This is a genomic window from Actinomadura sp. NBRC 104412 (assembly GCF_030269515.1).
Taxonomy (GTDB): domain Bacteria; phylum Actinomycetota; class Actinomycetes; order Streptosporangiales; family Streptosporangiaceae; genus Spirillospora.
The window spans coordinates 1-18,915 of the sequence record NZ_BSTM01000048.1; the positions used below are offsets into that span (position 1 = coordinate 1).

Annotated in this window: 23 protein-coding genes and 2 pseudogenes; 12 read left to right on the top strand and 13 right to left on the bottom strand. The window is 69.9% G+C overall.

Annotated features, from left to right (window positions below):
* From QSK21_RS33860 to QSK21_RS33880, 5 genes are all read right to left on the bottom strand, one after another.
* Positions 1–640, bottom strand: a 640-nt coding sequence (locus QSK21_RS33860; RefSeq protein ID WP_285701758.1) for a condensation domain-containing protein, incomplete at its 3' end; no start/stop codon positions are given.
* A 60-nt stretch (positions 641–700) separates the two neighbouring features.
* On the bottom strand, positions 701–1,534 hold the full coding sequence (locus QSK21_RS33865; protein WP_285701759.1) for an ABC transporter ATP-binding protein: 834 nt from the start codon (positions 1,532–1,534) through the stop codon (positions 701–703).
* Positions 1,535–1,584: 50 nt separating this feature from the next.
* Positions 1,585–2,694, bottom strand: a complete 1,110-nt coding sequence (locus QSK21_RS33870) for a FecCD family ABC transporter permease (protein WP_285701760.1) — start codon at positions 2,692–2,694, stop codon at positions 1,585–1,587.
* Complete coding sequence (locus QSK21_RS33875; protein WP_285701761.1) at positions 2,691–3,737, bottom strand: FecCD family ABC transporter permease; 1,047 nt, start codon at positions 3,735–3,737, stop codon at positions 2,691–2,693. Before QSK21_RS33875 ends, QSK21_RS33870 begins: the two co-directional genes overlap by 4 nt.
* A complete protein-coding gene (locus QSK21_RS33880) occupies positions 3,734–4,720 on the bottom strand; it encodes an ABC transporter substrate-binding protein (RefSeq protein WP_285701762.1) in 987 nt (328 codons plus the stop codon). Before QSK21_RS33880 ends, QSK21_RS33875 begins: the two co-directional genes overlap by 4 nt.
* Here QSK21_RS33880 and QSK21_RS33885 point away from each other — a divergent pair.
* Both QSK21_RS33885 and QSK21_RS33890 read left to right on the top strand, forming a co-directional pair.
* Positions 4,713–4,970, top strand: a complete 258-nt coding sequence (locus QSK21_RS33885; protein ID WP_285701763.1) for a hypothetical protein — start codon at positions 4,713–4,715, stop codon at positions 4,968–4,970. The two genes, QSK21_RS33880 and QSK21_RS33885, sit on opposite strands and share 8 nt — an antisense overlap.
* 48 nt (positions 4,971–5,018) lie before the next feature.
* Positions 5,019–5,534, top strand: a complete 516-nt coding sequence (locus QSK21_RS33890; protein WP_285701764.1) for a hypothetical protein — start codon at positions 5,019–5,021, stop codon at positions 5,532–5,534.
* A 24-nt stretch (positions 5,535–5,558) separates the two neighbouring features.
* Here the strand turns inward: QSK21_RS33890 and QSK21_RS36410 are convergent.
* A pseudogene (locus tag QSK21_RS36410) lies at positions 5,559–5,710 on the bottom strand (IS30 family transposase); the annotation flags it as partial.
* A 154-nt stretch (positions 5,711–5,864) separates the two neighbouring features.
* Here QSK21_RS36410 and QSK21_RS33895 point away from each other — a divergent pair.
* Together QSK21_RS33895 and QSK21_RS33900 are read left to right on the top strand one after the other, a co-directional pair.
* On the top strand, positions 5,865–6,050 hold the full coding sequence (locus tag QSK21_RS33895; protein WP_285701765.1) for a hypothetical protein: 186 nt from the start codon (positions 5,865–5,867) through the stop codon (positions 6,048–6,050).
* An 80-nt stretch (positions 6,051–6,130) separates the two neighbouring features.
* Positions 6,131–6,617: pseudogene (locus QSK21_RS33900) on the top strand (DUF3375 family protein).
* Here the strand turns inward: QSK21_RS33900 and QSK21_RS33905 are convergent.
* Positions 6,586–7,218 carry a hypothetical protein gene (locus QSK21_RS33905; RefSeq protein ID WP_285701767.1) on the bottom strand — a complete coding sequence of 211 codons (633 nt, stop codon included), beginning with the start codon at positions 7,216–7,218 and terminating at the stop codon, positions 6,586–6,588. The pseudogene QSK21_RS33900 and the gene QSK21_RS33905 overlap by 32 nt on opposite strands.
* 434 nt (positions 7,219–7,652) lie before the next feature.
* Here QSK21_RS33905 and QSK21_RS33910 point away from each other — a divergent pair, with 434 nt between their 5' ends.
* From QSK21_RS33910 to QSK21_RS33925, 4 genes are all read left to right on the top strand, one after another.
* Positions 7,653–7,781 carry a hypothetical protein gene (locus QSK21_RS33910; RefSeq protein WP_285701769.1) on the top strand — a complete coding sequence of 43 codons (129 nt, stop codon included), beginning with the start codon at positions 7,653–7,655 and terminating at the stop codon, positions 7,779–7,781.
* Positions 7,778–8,128, top strand: a complete 351-nt coding sequence (locus QSK21_RS33915) for a hypothetical protein (RefSeq protein WP_285701770.1) — start codon at positions 7,778–7,780, stop codon at positions 8,126–8,128. Before QSK21_RS33910 ends, QSK21_RS33915 begins: the two co-directional genes overlap by 4 nt.
* Positions 8,129–8,302: 174 nt before the next feature.
* Positions 8,303–8,755, top strand: a complete 453-nt coding sequence (locus QSK21_RS33920; protein WP_285701771.1) for a hypothetical protein — start codon at positions 8,303–8,305, stop codon at positions 8,753–8,755.
* Positions 8,756–8,771: 16 nt separating this feature from the next.
* The gene (locus tag QSK21_RS33925) at positions 8,772–9,668 is read left to right on the top strand and encodes a LysR family transcriptional regulator (RefSeq protein WP_285701772.1); all 897 of its coding nucleotides are present in this window, start codon (positions 8,772–8,774) and stop codon (positions 9,666–9,668) included.
* Positions 9,669–9,947: 279 nt separating this feature from the next.
* On the opposite strand, the gene QSK21_RS33930 is transcribed toward QSK21_RS33925, so the two are convergent.
* The 3 genes from QSK21_RS33930 to QSK21_RS33940 all read right to left on the bottom strand — a co-directional run bounded on the left by QSK21_RS33930 (position 9,948) and on the right by QSK21_RS33940 (position 12,152).
* On the bottom strand, positions 9,948–10,700 hold the full coding sequence (locus QSK21_RS33930) for an SDR family oxidoreductase (RefSeq protein WP_285701773.1): 753 nt from the start codon (positions 10,698–10,700) through the stop codon (positions 9,948–9,950).
* A gap of 217 nt (positions 10,701–10,917) precedes the next feature.
* On the bottom strand, positions 10,918–11,793 hold the full coding sequence (locus QSK21_RS33935) for a LysR family transcriptional regulator (protein ID WP_285701774.1): 876 nt from the start codon (positions 11,791–11,793) through the stop codon (positions 10,918–10,920).
* Between the two features lie 14 nt (positions 11,794–11,807).
* Positions 11,808–12,152 (bottom strand): hypothetical protein, encoded by a 345-nt coding sequence (locus QSK21_RS33940; RefSeq protein WP_285701775.1) that lies wholly within the window; start codon positions 12,150–12,152, stop codon positions 11,808–11,810.
* Positions 12,153–12,431: 279 nt separating this feature from the next.
* Between QSK21_RS33940 and QSK21_RS33945 the strand changes: the two genes are divergently transcribed.
* Complete coding sequence (locus QSK21_RS33945) at positions 12,432–13,094, top strand: hypothetical protein (RefSeq protein WP_285701776.1); 663 nt, start codon at positions 12,432–12,434, stop codon at positions 13,092–13,094.
* Position 13,095: 1 nt separating this feature from the next.
* On the opposite strand, the gene QSK21_RS33950 is transcribed toward QSK21_RS33945, so the two are convergent.
* Entirely contained in the window at positions 13,096–14,121 is a 1,026-nt protein-coding gene (locus QSK21_RS33950; protein ID WP_285701777.1) for an Acg family FMN-binding oxidoreductase, read from the bottom strand.
* Positions 14,122–14,295: 174 nt separating this feature from the next.
* On the opposite strand from QSK21_RS33950, the gene QSK21_RS33955 reads away from it, so the two are divergent.
* Positions 14,296–14,904: a CBS domain-containing protein gene (locus QSK21_RS33955; protein ID WP_285701778.1), complete on the top strand. Its 609-nt coding sequence runs from the start codon at positions 14,296–14,298 to the stop codon at positions 14,902–14,904.
* Here QSK21_RS33955 and QSK21_RS33960 read toward each other — a convergent pair.
* Positions 14,901–15,296, bottom strand: coding sequence for a hypothetical protein (locus tag QSK21_RS33960; protein WP_285701779.1), 396 nt, complete (start codon positions 15,294–15,296; stop codon positions 14,901–14,903). The genes QSK21_RS33955 and QSK21_RS33960 overlap by 4 nt on opposite strands.
* A gap of 237 nt (positions 15,297–15,533) precedes the next feature.
* On the opposite strand from QSK21_RS33960, the gene QSK21_RS33965 reads away from it, so the two are divergent.
* Both QSK21_RS33965 and QSK21_RS33970 read left to right on the top strand, forming a co-directional pair.
* The gene (locus QSK21_RS33965) at positions 15,534–15,980 is read left to right on the top strand and encodes a universal stress protein (RefSeq protein ID WP_285701780.1); all 447 of its coding nucleotides are present in this window, start codon (positions 15,534–15,536) and stop codon (positions 15,978–15,980) included.
* Between the two features lie 7 nt (positions 15,981–15,987).
* The gene (locus QSK21_RS33970; protein WP_285701781.1) at positions 15,988–18,405 is read left to right on the top strand and encodes a glycoside hydrolase family 65 protein; all 2,418 of its coding nucleotides are present in this window, start codon (positions 15,988–15,990) and stop codon (positions 18,403–18,405) included.
* Positions 18,406–18,439: 34 nt separating this feature from the next.
* Here QSK21_RS33970 and QSK21_RS33975 read toward each other — a convergent pair whose 3' ends face one another.
* Positions 18,440–18,904, bottom strand: coding sequence for a pyridoxamine 5'-phosphate oxidase family protein (locus QSK21_RS33975; RefSeq protein WP_285701783.1), 465 nt, complete (start codon positions 18,902–18,904; stop codon positions 18,440–18,442).
* Positions 18,905–18,915: the final 11 nt, after the last annotated feature.

An 18,915-nucleotide genomic window follows, 5' to 3' on the forward strand; every position in this document is an offset into this window, starting at 1 on the left:
CAACCGGCCGACTCGACGACACGAACACCCCGGACAAGTCTTCTGCGTCCTCACGGCCGGCGTACTCGACATCGAGAACACCACCCCAATACGCGACACTCTCCTCGACCCCGCAACCACCAGGACTCACCGCGCCCGTGACATTCTGCAGGCTGCCGAACCAGCGGTCCGGAACCACAGCACCAGCCCGGGACGCGGAATAGACCTCGGCGACACGGCGAACGAACAAAGAAACGCCATAACCATCAACCAGCAGGATGTTGGTCACAAAAATCCACGCCCAAGCGCCGTTCACACGACGCACAAGGATCGAGACCGACGCCGGCTCCCCCGCAGCAGCGGCCGGCGCGGCGGCGAGCCGTTCGCGGGCCAGCACCCGGATCTCATCATCGCCAAGACCCGCATCGACGATCTCCGTCTCCAGCGCCACGGCGGGATCGACGTACTGGAAAGGAACACCGTCCTCGTCACCGAAACGCACCCGCAACGCATCGGTCTCAGCGAAAACAGCACTCACCGAAGACCCGAACACCACCGGATCGACCGGGCCCTCCAACCAGATCAACTGACCCGCACAAAACACCGACGACCCAGAAGCAAGCCTCCAAGCCACCCAATTGCCCCGCTGGCTGGCGCTCAACCCCACACGATTCAAAGCCGTCAACGGAAGCCACCCACTTCTCTCGAGCTTGCAACGTGGTCAGGTCGTCTCGGTTGTGGGTGCCGCTGGTGGGCGTTCACGGCCCAAGGGCACGACCGACGGGGTACCGGCGACCGGATCGGGTACGACGAGGCAGCGGAGTCCGAAGACCTCGTGCACGAGATCGGCGGTCACGATCTCGGTCGGCGGGCCTTCGGCGACGACACGGCCGTCCTTCATGGCGATCAGGTGGGTGGCGTAGCGGGCGGCATGGTTCAGGTCGTGCAGCACGGCGACCAGGGTGTGGCCGGCGTGGTGCAGGTCGGTGAACAGCTCCATCAGCTCGATCTGATGGGTGATGTCGAGGAAGGTGGTCGGCTCGTCGAGCAGCAGGATGCTGGTGTTCTGGGCGAGTGCCATGGCCACCCACACCCGCTGGCGCTGACCGCCCGACAGCTCGTCCACCAGGCGGCCGGACAGGTCGGTGACCGCGGTCTGCTCCATCGCACGCAGGACGGCCTGCTCGTCGGCCTCCGTCCACTGCCGGATGAACCCCTGATGTGGATACCGGCCCCTGGCCACCAGATCGCCGACGGTGATGCCCTCGGGGGCGATGGAGGTCTGCGGCAGCAGTCCGACCCGCCGCGCCACCTCCTTGGTCTTGAAGGAGTTGATGTCGGCGCCATCGAGAACGACCTGCCCTGCCGACGGTTTCAACAGCCGGGACAGGCCGCGCAGCAGGGTGGACTTGCCGCAGGCGTTCGGACCCACGATCACGGTGAACGACTCGTCGGGAATCGCCACCGACAGCTCTCGGGAGATGACGCGTTTGTCATAGCCGATCGTCGCCGACTCCACGTGGAGTCGTGAGCCGTTCGGGCGCGGAGTGGTCACGGGTGCGCCTTCCGCTGCCGCACGACCGTCGACGGCGCTGGTGTGGGTACTCAAAGGCGTCTCCTGGCCTCGATGATCAGCAGCCAGCCGAGATACCCACCGCCGAGCATGACGGTGATGATGCCGACCGGCAACGGGGTTGGGGCGATGTGCTGGGCGAGGTAGTCCGCCGCCAGGCAGAGCAGCGCGCCGACCAGGGCGGCGGGAGCGAGGGTGATCCCCGCGGTGCGGGTCAACCGGCGTCCGATCTGTGGCGCGACGAGCGAGATGAACGCGATCGGGCCCGACGCGGCGGTGACCGTCGCCGTCAACGCCACCCCCACCACGATCAGCCGGAGACGAGCCGTTGAGACCCGCACTCCCTGGGCCGCGGCCGCATCGTCACCCAGCTCCAGTTGCCGCATCTGCCGGCTCGACATCGCCGCGAGCAGCAGGAGCATGGCGATGCAGGCACCGCCGAAGGCGACCTGGGCCGAGGAGACGCCGTTGAGCGATCCGGCCCTCCATGCCGCGGCGGCCATCGCCTGGTCCAGGTCGGCCTTGAGGATCAGCCAGATGTTGAGCGAGCCGAGCATCGACGAGATGCCGAGGCCCACGATGATCAGGCGGAACCCCTGCACGCCCCGCCGGTAGGCGAGCAGGTACACGGCGACGGCCGTCGCGATACCGCCGATCAGGGCTCCGCCGACCAACTGCCAGTAGGTTCCGTTGACGAGGAGCAGCACGATCAGGGCTCCGGCGTAGGAGCCGTCGGAGAACCCGATGATGCCGGGATCGGCGAGCGGGTTGCGCAGCGTCGACTGGAAGACCGCGCCGCTCACCCCCAGCGCGGCGCCGAACACCAGCGCCGCGAGGACGCGGGGCAGCCGCCACTCGACCACGATGTCGTGGACGAGCCCGGTCGTCCCCCCGGTCAGCGCGGAGACCACCTGTCCTGGACCAAGCCGGTACGAGCCGGTCATCAGCGCGAGCACGGCCATGCAGACGATCGCCAGTGCGAGGACCGAGCAGACGATGACCGAGCGCCACTCGTACCGAACCGCTACCCGCCGACGCCGCAGCACCAGCACCCGCCGCCCGAAGTCCACCCGGCGCGTCCCCGGCGACCAGGCGGTCCGGGACGAACCGGTGTGCGGATCGGATCCGGTGCGCACGCTCATAGCCCACTTGCTTTCTTCCGCCGCACCAACGCGATGAGCACGGGCGCGCCGACGAAGGCGGTGACGACGCCTACGGGGATCTCGCCGGGCCGCATCACGACCCGGCCGAGGATGTCGGAGGTCAGCAGCAGGATCGGGGCCAGCAGCACGCTGTAGGCGAAGATCCAGCGCTGGTCCGGGCCGACGATCCAGCGCGCGACGTGCGGAACCATCAGTCCGACGAAGCCGATCGGCCCGGCGATCGCGGTGGCGCCGCCGGCGAGCAGGGTCAGCGCGATGATCGCGAGGATCCGGGTGCGCACCAGCCGGACGCCTTGGGCGGCGGCCAGTTCGTCACCGAGGGCCATGGCGTTGAGCGGGCCTGACACCGCGAAGGCCAGCAGGAGCGCGATCGCGAAGAACGGCAGGGTCGGCCACAGCAGGTCGAGCGGGCGGCTCACGATCGAACCGGCGTTCCAGGACCGCATCGCGTCGAAGGCGTCCGGGTTGGTCAGCTCGAGTGCCGAACCGGCGCCACCGAGCACCAAGCCGACGCAGACCCCGGCGAGAACCGTCATCACCGGCGACTGGCCGCGTCGGGTCGACCCGAGGACGAGCACCACGAGTGTGACGATCAGCGCTCCGGCGAAGGCGAACCACATGTAGCTCTGGATGTCGCGGACTCCGAGCAGCCCCACGGCGACCGTCACCGCGAAGGAGGCGCCCGCGTTCACTCCGAGGATGCCCGGATCGGCCAGCGGATTGCGGGTCAGCGCCTGGATCAACGCCCCCGCGACCCCCAGCGCCATGCCCACGACCAGCCCGACGATGGTGCGCGGCAGCCGGAAGTCCCGGATCGCGAACTGATCGATGTCCTTCGACGGGTGGAACAGGGCGTCCCACACCACGGTGGGCGCGATGGCCGTTGATCCGATCATCATGCTCGCCACCAGCAACGCCAGGAGCACTGCCAGCGCGACGACCAGGCCGATCAGACGACGACGCGGTCCGGACACCGTACTGGTGCCCGGACCGGCGGGTCGTCGCAGCGCGAGGTCCGTCACTTCTTGGCGGCGAGGGTCGCCAGTGCGCGATCGAGCGAGTCCAGGTACCGCAGAACGGCACCGTAGGAGTTGTTGCCGGGGCAGAAGACGCCGAGCGCGTGACCGGATTGCACGATGGACAGCGCCTTCCAGGTGTTGGTCTCGACCACCGGCGCGAAGACCTCGGTCGGCTTGCCGCCGGCGTCGGCGGGGTAGATGATCGCGTCGTACTTGGACAGCTCGGCGATCTGCTCGAAGGGCAAGGCCGTGTAGGCCAGGGGGTCGGCGCCGGCGGCCGCCTTGGGGAAGTTCATGCCGATGTCGTCCTGGGCGATCTCGACGCATCCGATGTCCGCGATGACGAACGTCCCGGGATCGGAGTTCTCGTAGCGGTCGACATTGACGAACTTGGTGTTCTTGATGATGTCCGCGTACGTCTGCTTGATCTTGGCGATGCGTCCCTCGAAGCCCGACTTCTGCCGGCTGAGCTCAGCCTTCACGTTGCCGGCCTCCGCGATCCCCTCGGCGAGTGCCTTCCACTCGGTGTCGAGCCCCCAGAAGACCGTCGGGGCGATCGACCCGAGTTGCTTCTCGATCTTCTTGAACTCGGCATCGGGAATCTGGACCAGGATGAGGTCCGGCTTGAGGCTGGCGGCCTTTTCGAGGTCCACCTCGTCACCGAGGTTCGTGGCCTTCCGGAACGTCGCGCGCTGATCCTCCGGCAGCAGGGCGAGTTCGGACTCGTCCACCCCGGTCACGCCCACCGGCTTGCCGCCCATGTCGATGAACGGCAGGTCCGTGTTGCCGATCGTGATGACCCGCTGCGGGGCGGCGGGGACCTTGATGTCGCCGTTGTCGGCCTTGACGGTGCGGGTCTTGTCAGCCGTGCCGCCGGTGTCGCCGCCACCGTTGTCGGCGCTGCCGCAAGCCGTGAGGACGAGCGCGACGCTCAAGATCGCGGCGGCCAGGGCCACGCCGCGGCGTCTCGCGGTTGTCATGGTCATGGTCGTGTTCTTCTTTCTCTTCAATTCCGAGGGCGAAGGTCAATGGGTGCCGACGGGTACGAGGGTGCGCGTCGTGCTGCGAACCACTCCGGCCCGGGAGATGACGGCGTCGAGTCCGGCGGCGGTTGTCGAGCCAGCTCGGACGCCCGGTCCCTCCGGTGGGGAGGTCGATCCGGGCGTCCGGGACGACCTGTTGATCGCGGCGATGAGCTTCCCGTTGGTGGTCGCGCGCCCGGACGTGACGCTGTAGGTGCGGTGGCCGAGCAGGTCCGCGTCGGCGTCGGGCAGGGCTTTGCAGGTGCTGCTGATCAACACGGCATCGGCGGCCCGGCCGGGTTCGGAGACGGACCGCTCGATCACACCGCCCCGCGCGCTGCCGCTCGTCGGGGATGGTGGCGGGCAGGTCGCGGCGCAGCCAGTCGGCCTGGGCGGGCAGCGCGCGAATCGTCACGCGCAGGTCTTCGTGGACGGCGACGAACCCGCGAGCCTGGGCGACCGCACCGCCGGAGTGGATCACCAGATGCCGGACCCCGGCGAGCAGATAGGACTTGGCGATCGACATGGCCGGCGCGGCGGTGAACTGGCGGAGCTGCTCTCCACTCAGCGTGATCCGCCGCATCCCCGGCGTCAGGTCCACCAACCGCACGACTTCGACCTCCCGCAGGGTCAGGGGGTGCACGGTGAGCTGGCGCGAGGTCTTCGGCATGCCGAAAGCGGGCCCTTCCGATCTTCTTCTGGGCTGATGAGGCTACGTTCCATCGACGTAAGCCCACGGGCCATGTTAGGTAAACCTAACCTAAAAAGCCAGCGTTGAGTTCGGCGGCGAGGTCGGCAGCGATGTGGACGGGGACAGGTCGGTTCCCTTGGGGAGGTACTGGCGCAGCAGGCCGTTCTCGTGCGAGCCCGCTGCCAGGGGCCGGCCGGACGATCCCAGGTCAGCGACCTGACCAGGTGGGCGGGAAGCTCGTTGGTCGTGCGGAGCAGCGCGTCGAATGTGCCGGTGGGCGTCGTGTCGCCCGGGCGAGAACGGCGCGCCGAGCTGCGGCGACTGGCTCTTCTTCTGCCCTACCCGCGCGGGTTCGGGTGAGGCTCCGACCACGTCACACGAGTACTTCGCCGAGGTTCCGTTGGCACTGTCCGCGACATGCTGCTACCTGAGCCACCCCATAGAGAGGTGGTCGCCGGGGTGGGGGCCGAGCAGTTCTTCTACGAGCTCCGCGACGGTTCTGCGGCGGACGCGGCGATGTCGCCGCTGCGGTCCCCGTACGCGTTGGTCTACTTGGCGTTGATGGCCGCTCATCTGGGCGACGGCCGGATCTCGACGGCATGACGCTGACCGCCCTGCTCGATGAGGACCTGCCCGCACGCGCTACCAGGCTCACTTCGGGCGCCGCGCACGCGGTGCGGCAGATGCGCGGCCCACGGCGGGAGACCTCGGTGGCGACCCAGTCGGCGCTTGCGATGGTCATGGCCGGGTTGCGGCAGATCGCCACCGACTCCGTGCCCGACCCTGCCGTGCGACGGCAGGCGATCGACGAGCAGATCGCGGCGCTGCGAGGAGCTCGACGATGGCAAGCCCGTCGAGGTGAACGCGGGCCGGCTGATCGACCGGGTGGCGGCGGTGGCTAAGCCGGTCGAGCGGATCCCCACCGACCTCGCCCGCTATGGCGAGCAGATGCACGCCAACACCGCTGCGCTGCTGCGGCAGAGCCTGCCCGACGATCCGGCAGAGTTCGCTCAGCCGCTCGACCGTATGTTCGCCGGCCATGATGTGATCGCCGAATCTCCTGAAGGGCAGGCGTTCCGGGCGTTCGCCACGCTGGTCGGCACACCGTCGCAGCGTGCTCAGACGGAGCCAGGCGTGCTCAGGTACGGATGCGGACCCTGCCCTCGGTGAGACGGGCGAGCGCATGGTCGATGTCCTGGAGCGACTGATCCAGCATTCCAACAGGGAAGCGGAGTCCCATGACGCCGAACTCCTTACGCTGCATTACGCGTTGGACGGCGGGATGATCCAGCCCGGTGACACCGGGTGTGCTCGCGTTGATGCCTGGCGCCAGTTCGAGCACCAAGAGTTGCTGCGCCCCGCCGGGCCTGACCCGGAATCCCTCGACCGCAGACCACGGCAGGAACACGCCGTCTGGCGCGTCGTCGATGCTGCACCGAAGGCCGAGGTCCGACATCCGCAATGCCGTCGCCGGGATTCCGGTGGCGCTCCACGATCGGCGCAAGCGTCGAACGTCGGCGAACCGGCGGCAGGAGCTGCCCAACAAGAGCAGGGCGGAGATTCCGCTTACGCCCACAATCATCCAGCTCCAGAAACCCTCCGGCGTTGCCATGACCATGAGCGCGACCGCAAGCCCAACGATGAGAGCACCGGCCACGGCCTCTACCCAAGCGGAACGGTACTTGAGGCGCATGGTCAGCCGGCGTGCCTCTTCAACGGCGTGACGGTCGATCCCGACGATGAACTCGGATCCCTGCTGGTGTTGATGCATCACGACAGAGTGTGGCCCAGCACGGGGTTCGGCACCACATCGGTCACCTGATTCAACCGGCTCAGAGGGTCTTCCTCAATTGCCGTGGTGACTGACGGTGCGCCGATCGCTACGGAGCTCGGGACTGGGTGTCACCACGCGGCTAAGACCGGATACCAGCCGCCGTGCCGCGACCGGGACCAGCGCGCGGGCTGTGGCCGGTTACTTGTGGCCCAGGTTCCGTTCCTGGTGCGCCGTTCGGTCTATTCCGATCGGTTATCAATCAAGTCATTAGACGCCAGGTCTACACCCTTTCTATGATCGGCCTGTGAAAGATCCGAAGATAGAGGCCGTCGAAAAGTTTTCGCCGCCTACGCCGAGGATGATGCCGACGGTATTCGCGCGGTGTTAAGCGCCGCATTGGGCAAGGCCGGTTCCAAGGCCGGTACCATTCGGTGTGGCATTTCGACGCCGAAGGCATGGTCGATCGCACCTTCAATCCGTCGGGTGACCGGCATCAAATGGACGCCTTCGTCTGGGCCAATAACGCCCTTGCCCCTCTCCCCGGCCGGCTCGCCCTGTGAACACGCGGGTCGCGGTCGCCGTCTTACTCGCGATCAGCCTCCTTGCGGCCGCCTGCGGTGGTGACGGCAATGCGACGAGCCAGTCGGATGCGGCGCCGGAAGACGCCCGCTTCGACCGGGCGAGCGCCCTCTTCGACGGTCGGGACGACATCATCGATCGTTTCCTCAAGCCGGACGTCATCGACGCGGGCGGCCGTTACCGCGAGACGGGTCGTCGCGTTCAGAACGGGCGCCTGGCCGTGTCCTTCGTCTTCGACACAGGGAGCGGCGGCCAGGAACGCTTCACCTACGCATTCCTCGTCCGCGACGGCCGGATCCAGGATGCCGCGGGTCGCTACACCTCATGATGCTCGTACGAGCCGGTACAGGCTGAGCAGCGGGACCGGCGTTCTGCGGGACGTGGACATTGGAAGGGACGCGATACCTGCTGCGGCTTCTCGGATCTCCGGTCTCTTTATCTCCGCCTTCGGGTCGAACGGGTCCACTGATCTCAATCCGATGAGGACACGACAGGAGAGAGCATGTTCAATAACCGACTGGACCCGGCGGCCGGCCAGGCGTTGGGAGAGCAGGTGGTCGCCGGTGGGGTGGTGCTCCCCCGCAGCGGCTCCAGGGCTCATTTGACGCACGGAGCCGCAGGTGCCGCCGACATATTCGCCGGTCGGCGTGGCCACATCTGGGAGGGCGGCCCGCAGGAGGACCAGGGGCTGCGACTGTTCCCGCGAATGTGGCTGACGGCCAGTCCCGGTACGCTGGCGCTGTTCGAACTCGCCGGGACGACCCGGCCCTGGCTGGGCGAGACGGTTTTCCGTGTCCCGCTGCGCGAGGTCACGACGTTCACAATGCGACCGCGGCTGGTCTCTTACAGGCTGCGACTGGGGTTGGGCGGCACGGCGGAATTGGAGCTGGAGATACAGCGTGGTGTCGGTTCCAAGCGGCAGATGAACCGGATCGCCGCGCTGCTGAGCCACTGATCGTCTGGGACCGGGAATGCCGCTGGAACTGCGTCTGATGCGTTACGTGATCGCGGTCGCCGAAACCGGCAGCTTCCAGGGCGCGGCGCGGCGGCTGCACATGGCGCAGCCACCGCTCAGCCGCCAGATCCGCGATCTGGAACGGGAACTCGGCGTGCGCCTTTTCGAGCGCCACCCGACCCGGCTGACCGAGGCGGGTCACGCCTTCGTGGAGTCCGCACGGCAGGTGCTCCGCGACACCGAACACGCCGTACAGCGCGCCCGCCAGGCGGGACGGGCCGAAACGGGCACGGTCGGCGTCGGGTACGGGCCGACCACGGCCTACGAGGAGATGCCCAAACTGCTCACCGCGATGAGCGAGCGACATCCCGGAATTCGCTGCGAAGTGCGCGAGGACCGCGACGTCGACCTCGCCGCCGCGTTGGGGGAAGGACGGCTCGACGCGGTGCTCGGCCGGCTGCCGCCGATTCCGCCGGGCTGCGAGACCGAAGTGCTGCGCCGCGAGCCCTACATCGTCCTGGTCGCTGACGGGCACCGGCTGGCCGGACGCGGCGCCGTCCGTCTGTGCGAACTGCGCGGCGAGACGTTCCGGTTCGTGGCCCGGCGGGTCGCGCCACGGTACTACGACGGCGTCCTGGCCGCGTTGCACAGTACTGGAGAGACCTTCGAGGTCTGGGAGAACCCCGTTACCGGCCTGCGCACCTATCAGGACCTGCGCAACGGTGGCTTCATGCTGGTTCCGTGCACGGTGTCCCGGCATCTGCCGGGCGGGATCGTCGCCCTCGAAGTGCTGGACGACCTGCCGCTGATCGACGTGGAACTGACCTGGCGTCCCGAAGCCGCGTCCCCGGCGCTCACCGCGCTGGTCGGGACTGCTCGTGAGGTCGCATGCGCGGAGGGCTGGACGCGGTGATCCGCGGCCCAGCCTTCCGGTCTTCTTCCTCTGCCCCTCCGGTCAGGACGGGAACCGGGCGGACGTGCGCGGCCAGGAGAGACCCGCGCGGCCGACAGTCGACGGACGAGAGCCGGCCGGCCGGGCGGGCCGGTCACGGGGCTGCGTATCGTTCCAGGAGCGCGGCGACGTGCCGGGGCGCCATGTCTCCCTGGAGGAGGGGGCGACGCCTGAGCGAGCACCCTCCCCCTGGTATTCAGCGGCCTGCGGATCGCGCTCCGCACCGAGAGGCTGCGGAGGTCACACCATGCCGCCGTTGATCGGCAGGACCTGGCCGGTCACCCAGCCCGCCGCGTCGCTCACCAGGAATCCCACGACGGGTGCCACGTCCCCTGGCAGGCCGAGCCGGTTGAACGGGTTGGCCTGCGTCACCCAGGCCACCGACTCGGGGGTCTCGGCGGAGTGGAAGAACGAGTCGTCGACGGGGCCGGGGGCCACGGCGTTGACGGTGATGCGGCGGCCTCCCAGTTCCTGCGCCGCCGCCTTCACCAGTTGCTCGACCGCGGCCTTGCTGCCCGCGTACAGCCCGTACAGGCCGACCGTCATCCGGGTGATCGTGGTGGACAGCAGGACGCAGCGTCCGCCGTCGGCGAGGTGCCGGGACGCGGCGCGCAGCGTCCAGAACGCCGTGCGGGTGTTGCGTCCGATGACCTCGTCGTACTCGGCGTCGGTGATGTCGGCGACCGGCTTCTTCAGCACCATGCCGGGCATGTGGACGACGATGTCGACGTGTCCATGCCGCTCGATCACGTCGGTGAGCAGCCGGTCGGTGGCGCCCGGTTCGGTGGCGTCGGAACGGACGGCCTCCGCCGTCACCCCGTGCCCCTCGAGCCTGGCCACGGTGACCTTGGCGTCGTCCTCGTGGACGGCATAGCTGATCACGGTGGTCGCGCCCCTGGAGGCGATCTCCTCGGCGATCGCGGCGCCCATGTTGCGGCTTCCCCCCACCACCACGGCGACCTTGCCCTGGAGGTCACGGCTCGGCGTTGTCATAGGACTCCCATCGATGATCAAGGGCATGCGACATCGCCCCGAGAGAGAAATGTCTGCATGTCCCGAGAACCGGAAATGCGTTTCGGGGCTTTCAGAAGTCTCGGGCCGCACCCTTGCCGCAGGCAAAGATCGGTTGGGTCTGCGCTGATACCCCAGAGGTATTCGGGTCTTAGCGCCACGTGCACGGAATCAATCGGTGGACGCGTGTGCGCCCTGGTCAGGCGCCGTCCGGAGCCAGCGTGTCCACGAAGTCGCGCACGAGGGCGCGGCCGTCGTCGGCCCGCCACGCGACCGCCAGTTCGGTGAGCGGCAGGCCGGTCACCGGGATGGCCCCGATCTCGGGCCGCTGGTAGATGGGCACGTTGCCGGCGGCCAGCAGGACGATGCCGCTGCCCTGCTCGATGGCGGTGAACGTCTCGTCGGCGTTGGCCACGGTCGCGCCGATCTTGACCGGGTGGCCACCGCGCTGGTCGAGGGCCAGCCAGTGGTCGCGCTGCGGGCCCGCGGCCTCCACCAGCGCCACGAAGGGCTCGTCCAGCAGTTCGGCGAAGGCGACCTGGTCACGTCCGGCCAGCCAGTGGTCCTTGTGGAAGGCCACCCAGCGTTGCTCTCGCGCCACCACCCGGGCATGGACCGCCAAATGCGGGGGCAGCGGCAGCCAGACGAACGCCACATCGACCTGCCCGTCCGCCAAGCCCGCGCTGGGGTCGTCCCAGTCGATCTGGCGGGGACGCAGCCGCGAGCCGGGCCACCGCCGCGCCAGCACCGGCCGCACCGGCGCCAGCAACCCGCGTCCCACACTGGTCGCCAGCCCCACGGTGAGCACGGCCGCCTCGTCCGCGGCGGCCTCGGCGACCGCGCGCCGCGTACGGTCCCACGAGTCCAGCAGCTCGCGCGCGGCGGGCAGCAGGACCCGGCCCGGCGCGGTGAGCGTGACGGTACGCCGGTCCCTTTCGAGCAGCCTGACGCGCAGCGTGTCCTCAAGTTGCCGGATCTGTTTGCTGAGCGCGGGCTGGGATATGAACATCCGCTCGGCGGCACGGGTGAAACTGAGTTCCTCGGCCACGGCCACGAAAGCGCGCAGGCCACGCATATGCACGTCCATAACTACCGGTTATTAGAGCAGCTATTGGACCTTCGGCACAGCCGCATCTCGAAGTTGTACATGGCCTTGATGTGCTTGCGTGCCTTCCCAGGGCGGAACCCGAACTCTCTGCTGAGCTCGGCCTCCTCACGTACGAACGAGCGGGGCGGCACGGTCGTCCACGTCGAAGCGTTCCGCCCATAGGTGGCCAGGATCTGGTCCAGTAGACGGGACACCCTGTCCTTGCGGAGCGCGACACACACGAAGGCCATGGCCCTGTCCGCCGCGGTACGGCTGCCGCGTGCGCACTGGCGATAACCCTCGCGCAGACCGGGAAGGCGTCCGAGCACCACACGAAGGTGCGGCATCAAATCGTTCTGATGGCCCGGCGGCTTGCTGCTTTTCAAGCGCGACCACCTCCCCGCGACGGCCTGCGGTACGAGCGTGCATCAGCAGGTGAGCGCCTGCCAGTGCACCGTCCGTAACCGGCCCGGCGGGTACCGGAACCGGCCAGCCGGCCTCATGTCGGCCGTACGGGGGAGCCGACCGGGCGATCTGGGTCGCGCGGGGGAAGCCGAGCAGGGCGGCCGACCGCGAGCTTGTTGGGGAGCGGAGGAGCACGCCTCCGCCTGGACCCAAGGAGAAGCATGATGAAACTCCACCGTGCCTTCCGCGCGGGGCTGGCCTTGACATGCGCGGCGGCGGCGCTCACCGGTACGGCGTGGGCGGGCTCGCAGTCGAGCCCGCCCACGAAGACGGCCAAGGAAGCGCATGTCACCGGGGACGCGTGGGTGAAGTACCCCGGCGACACCGAGCACCCGTACCGCCGCTTCGTCATCGACGCGCACGGCCGGCCCTGGAAGGTCGTCGACGGCAAGGTCGTGATGGGTGCCGCACGCGGCACCGTGCACGTCAACCACTACTCGCCGGACGAGCCCGGCGGGGCTTCCAAGGACCACTGGTTCAGCATCAAGGTCGACTATCTGATGACCGGTGGGCCGGTCGCCGTGGTCTCGGGCATCCGCCAGGACACCGTGCCCGCGAACATGAAACGGGCGACGCTGACCTTCTACCAGTCACCGCTCGGCCACAGGCACGACCGCATGGGGTTCTCCTGGGGCGTCGTCCACCCCGCGTGCCACCAGATGGGGACAGGCCCCGCCCCGTTCTCCCCCGCCGGCCCGGGACCCGACGGCCGCTGGCTGAAGGGCTACACCGTCAAGGACGCTCCGCTGCCGATCTGGAGCGACCCGGGCATCCAGCCGCCCGACGCCCCGCCCGACTGCACGTTCACCGGTCCCGGCGAGTGATTCAGGAGTGGTGTTCTTCGACGATGACCTCGTTGACGGGACGCCGGATGGTGGTGAGGTCGGGGCCTGCCGGGATGCCGAGCCGTAGCAGCACCTGTGGGTAATGCCCGTTGGTGAACCTGGTGCGGATGAGCTCGCGCAGTTCGGGGATCTCCAGGGCCTGGGTGTGGAAGGCGGCGGCCAGGGCCTCCTCGGCGGCGGCGCGCAGCAGCATCCGTTGCAGCGCCTGCCCGGAACCGATCCAGTCCAGCGGCGTATCCCCCGGCGTGGCGATGATCATGACGAGGCCGGTCGAGGGGTCGGCCGGCTCGTCGCTCACGGTGCCCCAGCCGTGGCCTCGGGCGAAGTCGCGGCCCGGGAAGTGCGGGTCGGTGGGCGGCGTCCACCCTGGGTAGGCGCTCTGGTGGACGCCATCGGAGCGGGTGCTGCCCGGCGCGGGTGCCCAGCGTGCCGTCTCGGCGGCATGGGCGGGGTCCATGCGCTGCAGATGCTCGGCGGCCTGGGTGAGCCCGGCCAGTGCCTGCTGAGTGTGCCCTTCCACGGCCTGGATCAACCGGGCACCTTCGTGTTCGGCCTCCAGCCGCAGCGCGTTCAGCAGGGAGGGCCGGATTCCGGTGGGCTTGAACGCGCCGCGATGCGTGCGCCTGTACCGAACGGCCGCGTACAGGCGCTGCGCATGCTCGTCCACCGGGATGGGGGCGCCCACGTGTACGTCGGCCAGCAGGTGCGGGCGGTCGGGGTCGGGCAGTACGCGCGGATGCGCCTCGCGGCCCAGGGCCCTGAGGGCGACACGCAGGGTGAACAGCGCCGCGCCGCAACTGATCAACATCTCGCGTCCGTCCGGATCGGCGGCCTCCAGCCGCCGGTCGGCGTCGGCACGCAGGGTGATCCGGGAACCGTGGACGCCGAACGTCCACGGCTGGGTGTTGTGCACCGAGGGCGCCCATACCGCCGCCCGCACGGCCTGCCGGACCTCCGCGGCCACGTCGTCGCCCGTGCCATACCGCCGCGACCTCGTCGCCTCCATGATGCCTCCCATCGTTGCGGCTCCGGTTCCCACCGCACCACCTGGGCATCTCGACCGGGAGGGGGCGAAGGTCGGCCACTGCCGGGACCTTCGGCGCTTCAGCCACGCCCGCCCGTGCCGCACGCTGCCAGGAGGGGCCGGGGCGTACCAGCCAGCGACGAACGGGAGCGCACCATGCTGATCGGTGAAGTGATGACCTCTCCGGTGGTGACCGTGCCCAGGACGGCCACCGTCCGCCAGGCCATCCGGGTCCTGCACGAGCACGACATCACCGCCGCGCCGGTCATCGGCCCCGACGGTCGCATGGCCGGCATCGTCAGCGAGATGGACCTGCTGCGCGGCGCGTTCGAGGCCGATCCCCGCGCCTTCCTCCGCCCGGTGGCCGCGCCGGGCGAGCCCCCGCCGCGCCACGTCGACGAGGTCATGACCAGCCGGGTGCGCACGGCACGGCCCAACTCCGACGCCGCGGACCTGGCCGAGACGATGATCAGGACCGGCCTCAAGAGCGTGCCGGTCCTGGACGGCGACCGGCTGGTGGGCATGGTCAGCCGCCGCGACCTGCTCGCGGTGCTGGCACGCGGGGACGCCCGCATCCGCGACGACGTGATCGCCGCCCTCCGCGAGCACGGAGCCCGGGACCGGTGGACCGTCACCGTCCGGGACGGAGACGTCGAGCTGCGCGGTGAGGCGGACGAGGCCGCGCGCCGGCTGGCCGAGGTGCTGGCCCGGACCGTGCCCGGGGCCTCCAGGGTCACCGTCCGCGAATCCGCCGGCCGGAGCTAGCCTCCGTACGTCCCCCTGCCGACGGCGAGCTGCACCTTCCACATCGCGCCCACCAGGGCACGGAACCGCACGACGCCGCGCCGTAGCGCGGCCGTGTCGCGGGCGGCACAGGCGGCGGCGATGTCGTCGGCCACGAGCGCGAGGCGGTCGAGGCGGCAGGCGAGGAACCGGGTGACCGGCGCGTTCCGTCCGGCGCCCGTCCGCGCCGCCAGGAGGACCCGGGTCGCGGCCCTGACCTCGGCCAGCGCCCGCGCCGCCAGCGCGCCCGGTGCGTGCGCGGGCGACCCGCCCGGATCGTCCACCGCCATCGCGAGGCGGGCCATGGCGTCCAGGCAGCGCCGGTGGTGACCGCGCAACGCGACCGGTACGTCGAGGTCGGCGAGAGATCGCATGGTGGCCCCTTCGAGGTCGTCCGGAGGGGCGCGGCGCCCCCGATCGCCGCACGCCCTCTGCCGTCGATGGTGCGGCGCCGGGCCGGGCGGCCAGTAGGGACTTTCGTCCCGAAGCCGGGGCGCACGCCTGAGCGCCCCGCCGAGCGAGGGACGAAGGTCCCGGCGTCTCCGGGTAGCCCAGCCCTGTCCCCCGCCGGGACGCGAGTGATCGACTGGAGACCGGGAAAGGAGATCTTCATGCAGGTCAAGCCCGCTCAGCGTTGCGTGGTCGTCGGCGTCGACGGATCACCCAACTCGATCGCCGCATTGCGCAGGGCCGCCCGCGAGGCACGGTCACGGCACGCTCGGCTGGACGTCGTGCACGTCCCCGACCCCAAGGCGGCCGGGCTGCCGCGGCCGCTGCGGACGTTCAGGGAGTGGCTGCGATTGCGGAGCCTGGTCGCCGACAACCTCGACCGCTCGCAGCATCTCACCACCCGTTTGCGCATCCTCTACGGCGACCCCGGACCGGTCCTGGCCGAACAGGCGGCCCGCGGGGAGCTGCTGGTGATCGGTGCCCGCGAGCACTCTGAACACGGCAGCCCCTTCGGGGGCCACACCGTCCCGGTCGTCCGGAGCAGGGCCACCTGCGAGGTGATCATCTGCGCGGACCATCACGCCGATTCGGGAATCGACATCGAGTGAGCGCGGGATGAGCCGCTGGCTGCTCGCCTACGACGGGTACGACCCGGACTGGGAGGGGGTACGGGAGGCGCTGTGCACCCTTGGCAACGGGTACTTCGCCACCCGGGGCGCGCAACCGGAGGCGACGGCGGACGGCGTGCACTATCCCGGGACCTACGTCGCGGGCTGCTACGACCGGCTGGCCTCGCGGGTCGCCGGCCACACCGTCGTCAACGAGGACCTGGTGAACGCGCCGAACTGGCTGCCGCTGACCGTCCGGATCGAGGACGGCCCGTGGCTGCGGCTCGCCGCGCTCGCCGCCGGCGACGGGGCGCTGCTGGCCCACCGGCAGGAGCTGGATCTGCGGCGGGGCGTGCTGACCCGGCTGCTGCGGTTCGCCGACGCGGCGGGACGGGTGACCCGGATGGCGCAGCGCCGCTTCGTGTCCATGGACGACCCGCATCTCGCGGCGCTGGAGACGACGCTCGTCCCGGAGAACTGGAGCGGCCGGATGGAGGTCCGCTCCGCGATCGACGGGCGCGTGACCAATTCCGGGGTCGCGCGTTACCGGCTCCTCAACGGGTCGCACCTCGTTCCGGACGGTGAGGGACCGCACGGCCACGAGGCGGTGTGGCTGTCGTGCCGCACGGCCACCTCGCGCATCGGCATCGCCGTGGCCGCCCGTACCCGGGTGGACGCCGCGGCCGAGCGGAGGACGCACGACGAGCGCGGCTGGATCGGCCAGGACATGACCGTGCGGGCCCAGGAAAGCGTTCCGGTCACGGTCGAGAAGGTCGTGGCCCTGTTCACCACGCGCGACCGGGCGATCGGAGAGCCGGCGGAGGCGGCGCGCACGCGGGTCGATCGGGCGGGGACCTTCGACGAGCTGCTGGAGCGGCACGTGCCGGCCTGGGACCGGCTGTGGCACCGCAGCCAGCTCGACGTGGACAGGGAGGACGTGCAGCGCGTCCTCAACCTGCACACTTTCCACCTGCTGCAGACGGTGTCGGTGCACACGGTCGAACTCGATGTCGGGGTCCCGGCGCGCGGCCTGCACGGCGAGGCGTACCGGGGCCATGTGTTCTGGGACGAGTTGTTCGTCCTGCCGTTCCTCACCCTGCGTTTCCCGGAGATCGCGCGCGCTCTGCTGCTGTACCGGTGGCGGAGGCTGCCCGAGGCCCGCCGCGCCGCGCGCCGGGAAGGGCACCGCGGGGCGATGTACCCATGGCAGAGCGGCGCCGACGGGCGTGAGGAGACCCAGCGGCTGCATCTCAACCCGCGCTCCGGACGCTGGCTGCCCGACCATTCGCACCTGCAACGCCATGTGGGGCTGGCGATCGCGTACAACGTCTGGCGGTTCTACGAGGCCACGGGGGATGCGGAGTTCCTCGCCGAGTACGGCGCCGAGATGCTGCTGGAGATCGCCCGGTTCTTCGCCGACCTGGCCGTCCACAACAAGAAAGGGGACCGCTACGAGATCCGCGGCGTGATGGGCCCGGACGAGTACCACGACGGCTACCCCGGTCGCGATGAGCCCGGCCTGGACAACAACGTCTACACCAACGTCCTCGCCGTGTGGGTGCTGTGCCGGGCCCTGGACGTCCTGGCGCTGCTGCCCGCCGACAGCCGCGAGGGGCTGCGGGAGCGGCTCGGGCTGACCGGCGAGGAGATCACCCGGATGCGGGACGTCAGCCGCAGGATGCGGGTCGTCTTCCACGACGGCGTCCTCAGCCAGTTCGAGGGGTACGCCGACCTTGAGGAGCTGGACTGGGACGGCTACCGGCGCCGGTACGGCGACATCCGCCGCCTGGACCGCATCCTGGAGGCCGAGGGCGACACCCCCAACCGCTACCGCGCCTCCAAGCAGCCCGATGTGCTGATGCTGTTCTACCTGCTCTCACGCCAAGAGCTGGACTCCGTCCTGACCAGGCTCGGATACCCGCCCGGACCGGACCTGATCGAGCGGACGATCGCCTACTACCTCCCCCGCACCTCCCACGGCTCGACGCTCAGCGCGGTGGTGCACGCCTGGCTGATGGCGCGCGTCGACGGCGACGAGGCGTGGGAGTTCTTCCTGGAGTCCCTGCGCGGCGACATCGAGGACCGCCAGCGCGGCACCACGGCCGAGGGCATCCATCTGGGCGCGATGGCCGGCACCCTGAACCTGGTGCAGCGCTGCTACGCCGGCATCTCCACCCAGGGTCCCGTGCTGCACCTCGACCCCCGGCTGCCCACCGGCCTCGGCCACGTACGCCTCGGCCTGCGCTACCGCGGCCACTGGGGCATCGATGTGACCTGCTCCCGCGACCGGCTACGGGTGGCGCTGCGCCCCGGTGTGGCCTCCCCGATCGAGGTGGCCTGCGACCCCGACCGGGTCACGATCGAACCGGGCGGCTCCTGGGAGACGCCGCTCGCCGACGGCAGGCTCCCGGCCCGGCACGCCTGACCTTGGCCCAGGACCGCGGGATCCGCCATATGCGCTACGCCCGTTCACCAGGCTCGGGACGGCCGCCGTCACCTGCCGAGGGGACCGTCTCGTGATCCGGGGTACGGCGGCCCGAGATGAGCTGTGGGCGGATGCGGATGTAGTGCTCGCGCGCGCCCGGTGCCCAGGGGTCCAGGGGCAGCGCGCGGAGGGCGGCCAGTTCGGCGGGGTCGGTGACGCCCCGGGCCTTGCCGATCACCACGACGGACCAGCCGGTGCGGAACGCGGCGTCGAAATCGTCGATCTCGAAGGCGACGATGGTGTCGCGGGCGGCGTTGGCCAGCCGGGACGTGGGTGAGGTGCGGATCACCACGTCCCCGTCCGCGACGACGTAGTTCACCGGCTGGATGGCGGGGAGCGCCCGGTCGGTGAAGACGATGCGTCCGAGCTGGGTGGAGGCGAGCAGCGACCGGCACTCCTCGATACCGAGGATCTCCAGCCCGCCGTGGTCGAGTTGCATGGACTCAGGGT